The sequence below is a fragment of the Streptomyces sp. NPDC005774 genome, assembly GCF_042871645.1.
Taxonomy (GTDB): Bacteria; Actinomycetota; Actinomycetes; order Streptomycetales; family Streptomycetaceae; genus Streptomyces; species Streptomyces pratens.
In genome coordinates this window covers 39,283-53,285 of the sequence record NZ_JBIAIV010000029.1, presented here as the reverse complement: position 1 = coordinate 53,285, position 14,003 = coordinate 39,283, and the positions used below count along the sequence as shown (strand labels likewise).

10 protein-coding genes and 1 pseudogene are annotated in these 14,003 nt (G+C 71.8%); all 11 read left to right on the top strand.

The window, feature by feature from the left end; genetic code table 11:
• Positions 1-312 precede the first annotated feature (312 nt).
• Positions 313-1,584: a nitrate/nitrite transporter gene (locus ACFYQA_RS24455; RefSeq protein WP_388921590.1), complete on the top strand. Its 1,272-nt coding sequence runs from the start codon at positions 313-315 to the stop codon at positions 1,582-1,584.
• Between the two features lie 93 nt (positions 1,585-1,677).
• Complete coding sequence (locus ACFYQA_RS24450) at positions 1,678-2,154, top strand: hemerythrin domain-containing protein (protein WP_388921587.1); 477 nt, start codon at positions 1,678-1,680, stop codon at positions 2,152-2,154.
• A gap of 263 nt (positions 2,155-2,417) precedes the next feature.
• Complete coding sequence (locus ACFYQA_RS24445; RefSeq protein ID WP_388921671.1) at positions 2,418-6,131, top strand: nitrate reductase subunit alpha; 3,714 nt, start codon at positions 2,418-2,420, stop codon at positions 6,129-6,131.
• The gene (gene narH / locus ACFYQA_RS24440; protein WP_388921584.1) at positions 6,131-7,891 is read left to right on the top strand and encodes a nitrate reductase subunit beta; all 1,761 of its coding nucleotides are present in this window, start codon (positions 6,131-6,133) and stop codon (positions 7,889-7,891) included. Before ACFYQA_RS24445 ends, narH begins: the two co-directional genes overlap by 1 nt.
• Entirely contained in the window at positions 7,888-8,580 is a 693-nt protein-coding gene (gene narJ, locus ACFYQA_RS24435) for a nitrate reductase molybdenum cofactor assembly chaperone (RefSeq protein WP_388921581.1), read from the top strand. The genes narH and narJ overlap by 4 nt, the downstream gene beginning before the upstream one ends.
• Positions 8,577-9,344: a respiratory nitrate reductase subunit gamma gene (narI, locus tag ACFYQA_RS24430; protein WP_388921578.1), complete on the top strand. Its 768-nt coding sequence runs from the start codon at positions 8,577-8,579 to the stop codon at positions 9,342-9,344. Before narJ ends, narI begins: the two co-directional genes overlap by 4 nt.
• A 105-nt stretch (positions 9,345-9,449) precedes the next feature.
• Positions 9,450-10,196, top strand: coding sequence for a DUF6629 family protein (locus tag ACFYQA_RS24425; RefSeq protein WP_388921575.1), 747 nt, complete (start codon positions 9,450-9,452; stop codon positions 10,194-10,196).
• Between the two features lie 7 nt (positions 10,197-10,203).
• The gene (locus tag ACFYQA_RS24420; RefSeq protein ID WP_388921572.1) at positions 10,204-10,941 is read left to right on the top strand and encodes a hypothetical protein; all 738 of its coding nucleotides are present in this window, start codon (positions 10,204-10,206) and stop codon (positions 10,939-10,941) included.
• Between the two features lie 315 nt (positions 10,942-11,256).
• Entirely contained in the window at positions 11,257-11,841 is a 585-nt protein-coding gene (locus tag ACFYQA_RS24415; RefSeq protein ID WP_388921569.1) for a sigma-70 family RNA polymerase sigma factor, read from the top strand.
• Positions 11,842-11,945: 104 nt separating this feature from the next.
• Positions 11,946-12,806, top strand: a pseudogene (locus tag ACFYQA_RS24410) (pyridoxal-phosphate dependent enzyme); the annotation flags it as partial.
• Positions 12,807-12,985: 179 nt separating this feature from the next.
• A complete protein-coding gene (locus ACFYQA_RS24405; protein WP_388921566.1) occupies positions 12,986-13,771 on the top strand; it encodes a class I SAM-dependent methyltransferase in 786 nt (261 codons plus the stop codon).
• Positions 13,772-14,003 lie beyond the last annotated feature (232 nt).

Sequence of the window (14,003 nt, the reverse complement as noted above, 5' to 3'; positions counted from 1 at the left end):
TCGCGCCGCCCGGGCCCCACCTGGGACCACCGGACACCGGCGTCACAGCCGTTGTTTCACGGACCGCTGGAAGGGCACCGATCCAGGGACTCCGGACGACGGAACGGTCGGGCCAGGCCGGGCCCGACCGGAGGGACCCTCCGCCGGACGGCAGGGACCCATGGGCCCTGGGGGCGCGGGGTCCCGGACTCGGACCGTGGTCCTGGGGCCCCGGCCCGCAGGCAAGGGGCCTGCGGTTTTCGCGCGGCCCCGGTGCCGAGGCACCGTTGTGAGAGGGAAGGGACGGACTGTGAGAGGGAAGGGACGGACAGTATGGTCCAGCCGTCGAAGTCGAAGAACGGCAGCCCGCCGTCGGGTGCCCCGGTGTCCGGCCGGGCATGGCTGATGCTGGCTCTGGCCACCGTCGGTTTCGCCGTCAACTTCTGGGCGTGGGCTCTGCTCAGCCCGCTCGGCCCGCGTTTCCAGGACAGCCTGGACCTGACGTCATTCGAGCAGTCGCTGCTGGTCGCGGTGCCGGTCGTGGTGGGCTCGTTGGGACGCATCCCGGTCGGCGCGCTCACCGACCGGTTCGGCGGACGCCTGATGTTCCCGATGGTCTCGGCGGCCACCATCGTGCCGGTCCTCCATCTGGGCCTGGCCGGGCACTCCTCACTCACCGCCCTGCTGATCGGCGGGTTCTTCCTCGGCATCGGCGGTACCACCTTCGCCGTCGGAGTGCCCTTCGTCAACGCGTGGTTCCCGCCCGAGCGGCGCGGCCTGGCCATCGGTGTCTTCGGCGCCGGCATGGGCGGCACCGCCGTCAGTGCCCTCACCACCGTGAAGCTGGTCGACGCGAGCAGCATGAAGACACCGTTCCTGATCACCGCCGCGGGACTGGCCGTGTACGCCGTGGCCGCCCTGCTGTTCATGCGCGACGCACCGGGCCGCACCGTCCCGAGCGAGCCGCTGGCCCGCCGCCTGGCCGGCACCGTGAAGCTCGGCATCACCTGGCAGGCGTCCGCACTCTACGCGGTCGCGTTCGGCGGCTACGTCGCCTTCTCCGTCTACCTGCCGACGTACCTCAAGACCGGCTACGGCCTCACCCAGGCCGACGCCGCCAACCGCATGGCCGGGTTCGTGCTGCTCGCGGTGGCGATGCGTCCGATCGGCGGCTGGCTGTCCGACCGGCTGGGCCCGGTCCGAGTGCTGGCCGGCTCCCTCGCCGTGGTCGTGGCCGGCGCGCTCGTACAGTCGTTCACCCTGCCGCTCGCACTGGTCGGGACCATCGCCTTCCTCGCCATGGCGGCCGCGCTCGGCGCGGGCAGCGGGGCGACCTTCGCCCTGGTGGCACAGCTGACCCCGGCGGGCCAGGTCGGGTCGGTCACCGGGATCGTCGGCGCCGCGGGAGGCCTCGGAGGTTTCCTGCCGCCGCTGGTGATGGGCTCGCTGTACGGCGCGTACGGGACATACGCCGCCGGCCTGGTGCTGCTCGCGATCGTGTCCGCCGCGGCGCTGGCCTACACCCTCACCGGCGTCCGCGCCGCGGCCGAAGGCGACCGGTACCGGCTGCCCGCCGAGAACCACCACGCCGGGTCCGTCGTGTAACGAGCGGACCTCGAAGGCCCGTGGATCCGTCGTAGGTCCCGCAGATCCGCCGAAGGCGTGTCAGGACCGGGGAAGAAGCAGAGGAGAAGACCCGTGTGCGAGTACTGCGGCTGCCAGTGCCTGGCAGCGATCGACGAGCTGACCCGCGAGCACGACGAGGTCGTCCGGCTGATCAGCCACCTGCGCCCCGCCCACGAGGACGGCGACGTGCCCCGGATGGCGAAGGTGGCCCGGGAGATCGCGGCCGTGCTCGGCCCGCACACCCGGGTGGAGGAACGCGGCCTGTTCCCCGCCATGGCCGAGGACTTCCCCGAGCAGATCGCCACTCTGGAGGCGGAACACCGGCACGTCGACGAGATATTGGCCCAGGCCGCCGACGGGCTCACGCCCGGCGATCCGGCCTGGCCGGACCGGCTGATGGAGGCGATGGAAATGCTGCGCGACCACATCCTCAAGGAACAGGACGGCGTCTTCCCGGCCGCGCTCGCGACCCTCGGCACCGAGCAGTGGGAAGGGGTCGACGCGGTGCGCGACCAGGAGGCGGGCGCCCTGCCCCGTCCCGCCGGCTGACCCCCGGCCGTCCGCGGGGCACGGCCGTCCCGTACCCCGCCGCGGCTCCTGGCGCTCACCGCTCCCCGCCCCGCTGTCTCGCATGTGGACGGACTGCGCCGTGTCACCTGCGGTTCGTGGTGTGGTTGTTGACCTTGGGGAGGGGAGGGGGCTTAGAGTCGTGGCGGCCGAAACCGATCACGATTCGAACGGGCCGCCGACGCCCGGAGCGGAGTGGCGCGGTGAGCACGGAGAGCATGCGGAGCGGCCCCGGACGGACGGGCATGGACGGCGATCTGGCGGAGGCGCTGGTGCGCAGCCGCCGGTTCTTCACCCGGGCGGAGGTCTCGAAGGACCTGCGCACCCTGCACAGGAGCGGCGGCCGCCAGGCCGACGAGTTCTACCGGGACCGGTGGTCGCACGACAAGGTGGTGCGCTCCACCCACGGGGTGAACTGCACCGGCTCGTGCTCGTGGAAGGTGTACGTCAAGGACGGCATCATCACCTGGGAGGCCCAGCAGACCGACTACCCGTCGGTGGGTCCCGACAGCCCCGAGTACGAACCGCGCGGCTGCCCCCGGGGAGCGGCCTTCTCCTGGTACACCTACTCGCCGACCCGGGTGCGCTACCCGTACGTGCGGGGCGTGCTGCTGGAGATGTACCGGGAGGCCAAGGCCCGGCTCGGCGATCCGGTGGCGGCCTGGGCCGACATCGTCTCCGACCCCGAGCGCTCCCGCCGCTACAAGCGGGCGCGCGGCAAGGGCGGTCTGGTGCGGGCCAGTTGGGTGGAGGCGACGGAGATGGTGGCCGCCGCGCACGTGCACACCATCAAGGAGTACGGCCCGGACCGGCTGGCCGGATTTTCGCCGATCCCGGCCATGTCGATGGTCTCGCACGCGGCCGGCGCCCGCTTCTACTCCCTGCTCGGCGGCGCGATGCTGTCGTTCTACGACTGGTACGCGGACCTGCCGGTGGCCTCGCCACAGGTCTTCGGCGACCAGACCGACGTACCGGAGTCGGGGGACTGGTGGGACGCCGGCTATCTGATCATGTGGGGCTCCAACGTCCCCGTCACCCGTACCCCGGACGCGCACTGGATGGCCGAGGCCCGCTACCGGGGCCAGAAGGTGATCGCGGTCTCCCCGGACTACGCGGACAACGTGAAGTTCGCCGACGAGTGGCTGCCGGCCCAGCCGGGCACCGACGGCGCCCTGGCGATGGCCATGGGCCATGTGATCCTCAAGGAGTTCTTCGTCGACCGGGAGACGGAGTACTTCAACCAGTACGTGAAGAGGTACACCGACCTGCCCTTCCTGGTCACTCTCGACGAGGCCGGGGCCGAGACCGGGGCCGGGGGCGGCGCCGAGCCGGGCACATACGTACCGGGCAAGTTCCTGACCGCCGCCGACCTCGGTGGCGAGGCCGCCGAGGCCGAGCACGCGGAGTTCCGTACCGTGCTGCTGGACACGGCCACCGGGGAGCCGGTGGTGCCGAACGGCACACTGGGTGACCGGTTCGGCGAGTCCGGGGCCGGCAAATGGAACCTCGACCTGGGCGACACCGATCCGTCGCTGTCCGCCGACGGTGCCGCCGAGGCGCCGGTCACCGTTCTGCTGCCGCGGTTCGACGCCCCGAACGGCGCGGCGGGCGGGCTGCGGCGCGGGGTGCCGGTGCGCCGGATCGCCGGCCGTCTGGTGACCACGGTGTACGACCTGCTGCTGGCCCAGTACGGGGTGGCCCGGGAGGGACTGCCCGGCCGGTGGCCGACGTCGTACGAGGACGCGGACGAGCCCTGCACCCCGGCCTGGCAGGCCGCGATCACCGGAGTGGACGCGGACCGGGCGGCCCGTATCGCCCGTGAGTTCGCCACCAACGCCGAGGAGTCCGGCGGCCGCTCGATGATCATCATGGGGGCGGGGACCAACCACTGGTTCCACTCCGACACCATCTACCGGTCCTTCCTGACCCTGACCACGCTCACCGGCTGCCAGGGTGTCAACGGCGGCGGCTGGGCACACTACGTCGGGCAGGAGAAGGTCCGTCCGATCACCGGCTACTCGGCGATCGCGACGGCCGCCGACTGGAACCGGCCCGCCCGGACGATGATCCAGACCGCCTACTGGTACCTGCACGCCGACCAGTTCCGCTACGACCCGTTCTCCGCGGACACCCTCGCGGCGGCCGGTCCTGGCCGGGGCGGCCCGTTCGCCGGGAAGAGCACGGCGGACGTCATCGCGCAGTCGGCGCGGATGGGCTGGATGCCGTCGTATCCGACCTTCGACCGCAACCCGCTGGACCTGGCGGACGACGCCGCGGCCGCGGGCCGGCCGGTCGCCGACCACGTGGTGGACGAACTCAAGGCGGGACGGCTGAAGTTCGCCGGTGAGGACCCGGACGCCCCGGAGAACTTCCCCCGGGTGCTGACCATCTGGCGGGCGAACCTGCTGGGCTCCTCCGCCAAGGGCAACGAGTACTTCCTCAAGCACCTGCTCGGCACCGATTCCTCCGTGCGGGCCACCGAGGCACCGCCGGACGCCCGCCCGCGGGACGTGGTGTGGCGGGAGGAGGCCCCGGAGGGAAAACTCGACCTGCTGCTGACCATGGACTTCCGGATGACCAGTACCACGGTCTTCTCCGACGTCGTCCTGCCGGCCGCCACCTGGTACGAGAAGTACGACCTGTCCAGTACGGACATGCACCCCTTCGTGCACGCCTTCAATCCGGCGATCCCTCCACCCTGGCAGACCCGCAGCGACTGGGACGCCTTCCACACCATCGCGAAGGAGTTCAGCCGGCAGGCTGCCCGACATCTGGGCGTGCGGACGGACGTCGTCGCGGCGCCGCTGCTGCACGACACCCCGGACGAGATGGCGAACCCGCACGGCCGGGTCCGCGACTGGAAGGCGGGGGAGTGCGAACCGGTGCCCGGCCGCACCATGCCGAAACTCCTCACCGTCGAACGCGACTACGCGGCCGTCGCCGACAAGATGGCCGCCCTCGGCCCGCTGCTCGACACGCTCGGCGCCACCACCAAGGGCATCACCTTCAAGGTCGACCGCGAACTGGAGTACCTGCGGCACAAGAACGGCACCGTGCGCGGCGGTACGGCCGACGGCCGTCCGTCGCTCGCGCGCGACACCCACGCCTGCGAGGCGATCCTCGCCCTCTCCGGCACCACCAACGGCCACCTCGCCACCCAGGGCTTCCACAGCCTGGAGGCGCGCACCGGCACCCGGCTCGCGGACCTGGCGGCCGAACACCAGGGCAAGCAGATCACCTTCGCCGACACCCAGGCCGCGCCGGTCCCGGTCATCACCTCACCGGAGTGGTCCGGATCGGAGACCGGCGGGCGCCGCTACTCGCCGTTCACCGTCAACGTCGAGCGCCTCAAACCCTGGCACACCCTCACCGGCCGCCAGCACTTCTACCTCGACCACGACTGGATGTCCGCGCTCGGCGAGGGACTGCCCGTCTACCGGCCGCCGTTGAACATGGACGCCCTGTTCGGCGAGCCACGCATCGGCGACGTCGGGGAACTGGGCGTGACCGTGCGCTACCTGACCCCGCACAACAAGTGGTCCATCCACTCCGAGTACCAGGACAACCTGTTCATGCTGTCCCTCTCCCGGGGCGGCCCGACGATCTGGATGAGCAAGGAGGACGCGGAGAAGATCGGCGTCCACGACAACGACTGGGTCGAGGCGGTCAACCGCAACGGGGTCGTCGCCGCCCGCGCGATCGTCTCGCACCGCATGCCGGAGGGGACCGTCTACATGCACCACGCCCAGGACCGGCTCATCGACGTGCCCCGCACCGAGACCACCGGCCGGCGCGGCGGCATCCACAACTCCCTGACCCGGCTGCTGATCAAGCCCAGCCACCTCATCGGCGGCTACGCCCAGCTGTCGTACGCCTTCAACTACCTCGGTCCCACCGGCAATCAGCGCGACGAGGTCACCGTCGTCCGCCGCCGCTCGAACCAGGAGGTGACGTACTGATGGCCGCCGTCGACGAATCCCCCGTCGGGTCCGCCCCCGCCGGGCCCGTTCCCATCGGGCGGGTCATGGCGCAGATGGCGATGGTGATGAACCTCGACAAGTGCATCGGCTGCCACACCTGTTCGGTCACCTGCAAACAGGCGTGGACCAACCGCTCCGGCGTCGAGTACGTCTGGTTCAACAACGTCGAGACCCGCCCCGGCCAGGGCTACCCCCGCCGTTACGAGGACCAGGACACCTGGCAGGGCGGCTGGGAACTCAACAAGCGCGGCAGACTGGGGCTGAAGGCGGGCGGCCGGTTCAAGAAGCTGATCCAGATCTTCTCCAACCCGAAACTGCCGTCGCTGGACGACTACTACGAGCCCTGGACGTACGACTACGAGACCCTGACCAATGCCCCGCTCCAGGAGCACACCCCGGTCGCCCGCCCCAAGTCCCTGATCACCGGCAAGGACATGAAGATCGCCTGGTCCGCGAACTGGGACGACAACCTCGGCGGCTCGATCGACCACGGCGACAAGGACGTACTGCTCAACCAGGTCTCCGAGAAGATCAAGTTCGAGTTCGAGCAGACCTTCATGTTCTACCTGCCACGCATCTGCGAGCACTGCCTCAACCCGTCCTGCGCCGCCTCCTGCCCCTCCGGCGCGATCTACAAGCGCGAGGAGGACGGCATCGTCCTCGTCGACCAGGACCGTTGCCGGGGCTGGCGGATGTGTGTCACCGGATGCCCGTACAAGAAGGTGTACTTCAACCACCGCACCGGCAAGGCCGAGAAGTGCACGTTCTGCTTCCCGCGCATCGAGGTCGGACTGCCCACCGTCTGCTCCGAGACCTGCGTCGGCCGGCTGCGCTACATCGGCCTCGTCCTCTACGACGCCGACCGCGTCCTGGAAGCCGCCTCCACTCCCGACGACACCGGCCTGTACGAGGCACAGCGGCAGGTCTTCCTCGACCCGGACGATCCGCGGGTCGTCGCGGCGGCCGAACGGGCCGGCGTCCCACGGGACTGGATCGAGGCCGCGCAGCGCTCCCCGGTCCACTCCCTGATCAACACCTACAAGGTCGCCCTGCCGCTGCACCCGGAGTACCGGACCATGCCCATGGTCTGGTACATCCCGCCGCTGTCCCCGGTGGTCGACGCCGTCCGCGACACCGGCCGGGACGCCGAGGACCACCAGAACCTCTTCGCGGCCGTCGACGCCCTGCGCATCCCGGTCGACTACCTGGCCCAGCTGTTCACCGCGGGCGACCCCGTCCCCGTCGACGCGGTCCTGCACCGTCTGGCCGCCATGCGCGCCTACATGCGCGACATCAACCTGGGCCGTGAACCGAACGACGCCATCCCCGAGGCCGTCGGCATGACCGGCGAGCAGATGTACGACATGTACCGGCTGCTGGCCCTCGCGAAGTACGACGAGCGGTACGTCATCCCGCCCGCCCATGCCGAACAGGCCCACCAGCTCGAGGAACTGGCCACCGAGTGCAGCCTCGACTACGAGGGCGGACCCGGCATGGGAGGCTCGGGCCCCTTCGGCGAGACGTCCGGCGGCGCCGCCCCCATCGCCGTGGAGAACTTCCACGCCCTGCGCGACCGCCAGACCTCCGACACCCCGGCCACCCCCACCGACAAGGCCACCCGCGTGAACCTCCTCAACTGGGACGGCAAGGGCTCCCCACCCGGCCTGTTCCCGGACACACCGTCCCGCGACGACAGCGCCGGCCCGGACCGAGACGGGGAGGTCGAGCCGAAACCATGAAGATGCAGAGGAAGACGAGGAAGACGAGTAAGACCACGGGGACCGCACGCTCCCAGCCCTGGCAGCCCTCCGCCTGGCAGGTTCAGTCCCTGCTGCTCGCCTACCCCGACGACACGTTCGGCGACCACCTGGCCCTGGCCCGCCGGGTCGCCGACACCCTCCCCGACCCGGCCGTGGCCCGCCCCCTGCTCCGCTTCGCCGCACACGCCGAGCAGACCGCCCCCGCCGACCTGACCGCCGCCTACGTCGCCACCTTCGACCACCGCAAACGCTTCTGCCCGTACCTGACGTACTACGCGTACGGCGACACCCGCAAGCGCGGCATGGGCCTGCTGAAGCTGAAACAGACCTACGCCGCGGCCGGCTGGCGGCTCGCCGACGACGAACTGCCCGACCACCTCGCCGTCGTCCTCGAATTCGCCGCCGCCGACCCCGCCGAGGGAGCACGCCTCCTCACCGAACACCGGGCCGGCCTCGAACTGCTGCGGCTGGCCCTGAACGACGACGACTCGCCCTGGGCGCACGTCCTGGACTCCCTCTCCGCCACCCTGCCCGCCCTCGCCGGCGACGACCGCGAAGCCGTCATGCGGCTCGCCGCCCAGGGCCCGCCCGAGGAGCAGGTCGGGCTCGACCCGTACGCGTCGTCCCCCGTGTTCCTGCCCGACCCCGTCGTAGGAGGTCCCCGATGACCGCGCCCGCGCAGACCGCCACCCTGGCGGCGGCGGCAGGAACCGGCGGCATCCTGCTCTGGGTGGCCCTGCCCTACGTCTGCCTCGCGGTGTTCGTCCTCGGCCACATCTGGCGCTACCGCTACGACAAGTTCGGCTGGACCACCCGCTCCTCGCAGCTCTACGAGCGGCGGCTGCTGCGCATCGGCAGCCCGCTGTTCCACTTCGGCATCCTGGTCGTGCTGCTCGGCCACATCGGCGGCCTGCTCATCCCCAAGAGCTGGACCGAGGCCGTAGGGGTGAGCGAGCACATGTACCACATCGGCGCGGTCGTGCTCGGCACCATCGCCGGCGCCGCCACCCTCGGCGGGATCGCCATCCTGATCTACCGCAGGCGCACAGTGGGCCCGGTCTTCTCCGCCACCACCCGCAACGACAAGGCCATGTACGTCTCCCTCACTGCGACCATCGTGCTGGGCCTGGCCGCCACCGTGGCCGCGAACATCGTCGGCGGCGGCTACGACTACCGCGCGACCATCTCCCCCTGGTTCCGCTCCATCTTCTACCTCCAGCCCGACCCGGCCCTGATGACCGGCGCCCCGGTGCTGTTCCAGCTCCACGCCCTCAGTGCCCTGCTGCTCTTCGCGGCCTGGCCCTTCACCCGCCTCGTCCACATGCTCACCGCGCCCCTCGGGTACCTCACCCGCCCGTACATCGTCTACCGCAGCCGCGACACCGCCCTCGGCACCCGCACGCCCCGCCGGGGCTGGGAGCGCACCGGGTAGGCAGGCGGTGCGGGGACGGGGGAGCGCGCTGTCGTGTCGCTGCCGTCCGGTTGCTCCGGTTTCGCGAGGATGGGGCTTTCCTGCCGGTGATCCGAGGGCGGAACGATGTGCTGGAGTGCGGAGGCCGACCTCGTGGCGGGCGTCGGGATCGCGGCGGTCGGGGTGGCCTGTGTGGCCCGCGCGGTGCGGGCGGGCCACAGCGGTGACCTTCCGCTCGCCGCGTTGCCGCTGCTGCTCGGCGTGCACCAGATGATCGAGGCGGCGGTCTGGGCTTCCGGCGGAGGGACGGGCCCGACCGTGCTGCTGTGGGCGGTCGTCGCCCTGCCACTGCCGGCGCTCTGGGTGCCGGTGGGCGTGCTGTGCGCCGAGCCGAAGGGCGCGCGACGGGACACGCTGCACAGGCTGATGCTGCCCCTCGTCGTCGGGGCCATGACGGCGGCGGCCCTCGGACACGTCCTCGCCACACGTCCCGCGCGGGCGGAGATCCGCGGCCGTACCATCGGTTACGTCGTGGACCTGCCGTACGCCCCGCTGCCGGTCGTGGGCTGCCTGGTGGCCACCATCGGGTCCCTGCTGCTCTCCAGCGACCGTGGCCCGCGGGTCCTCGGCGCCCTGGCCGGTGCGGGCGCACTCGTCTGCTGGGCCCTGTGGCGGCTGGAGTTCGTCTCGACCTGGTGCGCATTCACCGCCGTGTGCTCGCCAGTCCTGTTCGGGTGGGTGCGACGGTCCCGGCCGGGTGACGGTCCTGGTCCACAGGGAGATGTGACGTGCATCATGCCACCCCGATTGAGTCGGGCACCAGGACAATGTCCGTACCCTCACGTGACGCTCGAGATCCGGATGCGAGGATGAGGCCGCCATGACCAGTGGGTGGTGTTCTCGCACGGTACGGGCCGCGGTGTTCGCGGCTGTCTGTGTGCTGCTCGCCGCCCTCGGCCACGTCCTGATGTCACAGACCGCGGTGCCCGGGTGGGCCCTGGCGGCGGGGGCGGCGGCGACCGGCGTCACCACCTGGCTCCTGGCCGGCCGGGAACGGGGGCCGTGGCTGGTCGGCTCCGTCGCGGTGGCCGCACAGGCCGCCCTGCACACCTTGTTCGCCTTCGCCCAGGCGCTTGTCCACCCGGGCCCCTCGGACGGAGGTTCGCTGCTCGATCGCGGGCTGGGCAACCTGCTGATGCGTCAGCACGCCGCACCCCTCTCCCCGGGCGACGGCATGGGGCACGGCATGGGTGACGGTACGGGGGGTGAGGCGGCGGGCACCCCGCATTCCGTGTACTCCGCCCATGCCGACCACGCCGCGCACTCCATGGCCGCGGACGGCATGTCGTCGACCGGGATGCTCGCCGCCCACCTACTGGCCGCGCTGGTGTGCGCCCTCTGGCTCGCGCGTGGCGAACGTGCCGCGTTCCGCATCCTGCGCGCCGTCGCCGGCCGGCTGTTCGTGCCGCTGCGTGGACTGCTGCTGCGATGGCCCGCACCGCCGGACCGCCCACGCGTCCGCGCACGCCACGCCGGCCGGGTCCGGATGCCGCGCCGGCTCCTCCTCACCCACACGATCACCACTCGGGGTCCGCCCGCCGTGGCCGCTGTCGTCTGACGACAGCCGGTTCCCCGAGGCCTCCCGGAACCCGGCGGACCGACGGATCGACGTCACGGTCGAGCCGTCGGACGTCGGTGTTCCCGCCTCGGGCACCGGCCGCGCACTTCCGTGCCCGGCCGCCACCCCACCCCCTCACCGGCACCGTCGTGCCGCGCCCGTCGGCCCTCGGGCCGTCGGACCCGCCGAGCCGGTCGCGCCCGCGGTGTCACGCGGATACGGCCACGCCGTACCGCTGCCCGCGTACGCCGATGGCGCGACGCGCCGACGCGGATTCGGCCGCCGGTGCCGGAACTCCCGGAAGGACAGTCGCAGGTGAGCACTGTTGCCCTGCTTCCCCCACGGAAACAGCCGAAAGAGGAGTCGATCACCGCCTGGGCGCTCGCCGCCCGCGGTGGAGACGCCGAGGCCGAGGAGCGTTTCGTACGTGCTCTGCACCCGGACGTCCGCCGCTACGTGACGTTCCTCGGCGCCGACCCGCAGAGCGCCGACGACCTGGCTCAGGACACGTTCCTGCGGGCCCTGAGCAGCCTGCACCGGTTCGAGGGCCGTTCGTCGGCCCGTACCTGGCTGCTGACGATCGCCCGCCGAGCCGTGATCGACGGCATCCGCCACAACTCCGTCCGCCCCCGCCTGTCGGACGCGGCGGACTGGGAGGCGCTCGTCGAACGCAACCAGCCGCGTGATCTGCCGGGCTTCGACGACGGCGTCGTCCTCGCGGAACTGCTGGACGCGCTCCCCGACGACCGGCGGGAGGCGTTCGTCCTCACGCAGATGCTCGGCCTCCCTTACGCGGAGGCCGCCCTCATCGTCGGCTGCCCGATCGGCACGGTGCGCTCGCGGGTCGCCCGCGCCCGCGTCTCGCTGATGCAGTGGCTGGGCGAGGCCGACGACACGTGAAGGCCTTCCTCCGGCCGGGCGGCGGCACAGTACCCGGCCGGAGGAAGACCGGGCAGTGGTCTGGACCGTTGGTCCAGTGGCCGACGACTCCCCGGAGGCAACGCGTGACGACCACCACCCCGCCGGTCACCCTCGACGACGTCCGTGCCGCCGCCGAACGGCTCGACGGCGTCGCCCGTCGCACCCCGGTCCTGCGCTCCCGCACCCTGGACGCGCGGGCCGGCGCCGAGGTTCACCTGAAGTGCGAGAACTTCCAACGCGTGGGCGCCTTCAAGTTCCGGGGCGCCTACAACGCGGCCTCCCGGCTCACCCCCGAGCAGTTGTCCCGGGGCATCGCCGCCTACTCCTCCGGCAACCACGCCCAGGCCGTCGCCCTGGCCGCGCGGGAACTCGGCACCACGGCCGTCATCGTCATGCCCGACGACGCCCCGCCGTCGAAGCGGGCGGCCACCGAGGCGTACGGCGCTCAGATCGTCACGTACGACCGGTACACCGGCGACCGGGTCGCCGTCGCCGAAGCCCTGGCCGCAGAGCGCGGCCTGGCGCTCATCCCGCCCTACGAACATCCGCACGTCATCGCAGGACAGGGTACGGCGGCCCTCGAACTCCTCGAAGAAGCCGGAGAGCCGGGCATGCTCGTCGCACCGGTCGGCGGCGGCGGGCTGATCGCCGGAAGCGCCACCGCGGTCAAGGGCCTGCACCCCGGGACACGGGTGATCGGCGTCGAGCCCGAGGCGGGCGACGACACCAAGCGGTCCCTGGAGGCGGGACACCGCGTGAGCGTCCCGGTCCCGCGCACCATTGCCGACGGCCAGGCGCTGCACACCCCGGGTGAACTGACGTTCTCCGTCAACCAGCGGCTCCTGGACGGGATCGTCCTTGTCGGCGACGACGAGATCAGGGACGCCATGCGGTTCGCCTCCGAGCGGCTGAAGATCGTCCTCGAGCCGAGCGGCGCCACCCCGGACGACGTGAACCGTTTCTGGCAGGCATTTCTCCGCCGCTTCGATCTGGAGCACACCTTCCGCTTCGCGAAGCGAACCCTCGGCTGGACCACCCCGAAACTCCGTACGCCCGAGGCGGCGGACCGCTGGACCTGGATCCTGATCGTCGCTCACACCCAGCTCCGGCTCGCCCGGGCGATGTGGGCCCAGGGCGATTACCCGTCCGTGGCCGCCGAGATCATTCCGGGGCTGGGGAAGGAGCTGGTCGAGGCGGCCGGGGTGGGGCCCGGGACCGGGTGCTCGATGTGGCGGCGGGGACCGGGAACGCGGCGATCCCGGCGGCACCGGCCGGGGCCGACGTGATCGCGGCCGATCTCGCGCCCGAACTGCTGGAGACCGGGCGGCGGTCGGCGGAGGAACGGGGTGCACGGCTGCGCCGGCAGGAGGCGGACGCCGAGGCGCTGCCCTTCGACGACGGCGCCTTCGACACCGTGATCTCCTGCGTCGGGGTCATGTTCGCTCCGCACCACGAGGCGGCCGGCGGCGAACTGCTCCACGTCTGCCGGCCGGGAGGCACCATCGGCCTGCTGAGCTGGACGCCCGGCGGATTCGTCGGCCGGATGCCGGCCACGGTCAAGCCGTACGCCCCGCCGCCCCCGCCCGGGGCGCAGCCGCCCCCGCTGTGGGGCGACCCGGAGCACGTCCGTGCGCTGTTCGGGGACCGCGTCACCGACGAGACCGCCGGGCAACGCACGGTCGCCATCGAGCGGTTCGCGACGCCGGAGGAGTTCCGGGACTACTTCAAGCAGCGCTACGGCCCGGTCATCAGCGTCTACAAGTCCCTTGCGGACGAGCCCGAACGCGTCGCCGCCCTCGACACCGACCTGGCCGGACTCGCCCGCCGCCACGACCGGGGAACCGGGGAGGGCCGCCCGGTCATGAACTGGAAATACCTGCTGTACACCGCGCACCGCTCGCCTGCCTGAACCCGGGCCGCGTCCGCGGACGTCACACCGGCAGCAGCCGTCCGATCAGGTCGCTCAACTGGCGTACGGTGCGGCACTCGTGCATCCGACCGACCCGGCGTACTCGAGGGCCGCCGAGTCGCCGGTGCCCCGACGGGAGCGAGGATCGGGGTTCAACCGGTGGACGCGGTGGGCACGCCGGCCCAGTTCGCCGGCGGCCGGGAGATCCGGGTCACCCATGTTGTTGCGGGCG

What these genes read in the sequence shown, in the direction of transcription:
- ACFYQA_RS24455 (WP_388921590.1), top strand. Translation starts at nt 313, where the DNA reads ATGGTCCAGCCGTCGAAGTCGAAGAACGGCAGCCCGCCGTCGGGTGCC.
- ACFYQA_RS24445 (WP_388921671.1), top strand. Translation starts at nt 2,418, where the DNA reads ATGGACGGCGATCTGGCGGAGGCGCTGGTGCGCAGCCGCCGGTTCTTC.
- narH (WP_388921584.1), top strand. Translation starts at nt 6,131, where the DNA reads ATGGCCGCCGTCGACGAATCCCCCGTCGGGTCCGCCCCCGCCGGGCCC.
- narJ (WP_388921581.1), top strand. Translation starts at nt 7,888, where the DNA reads ATGAAGATGCAGAGGAAGACGAGGAAGACGAGTAAGACCACGGGGACC.
- narI (WP_388921578.1), top strand. Translation starts at nt 8,577, where the DNA reads ATGACCGCGCCCGCGCAGACCGCCACCCTGGCGGCGGCGGCAGGAACC.
- ACFYQA_RS24425 (WP_388921575.1), top strand. Translation starts at nt 9,450, where the DNA reads ATGTGCTGGAGTGCGGAGGCCGACCTCGTGGCGGGCGTCGGGATCGCG.
- ACFYQA_RS24420 (WP_388921572.1), top strand. Translation starts at nt 10,204, where the DNA reads ATGACCAGTGGGTGGTGTTCTCGCACGGTACGGGCCGCGGTGTTCGCG.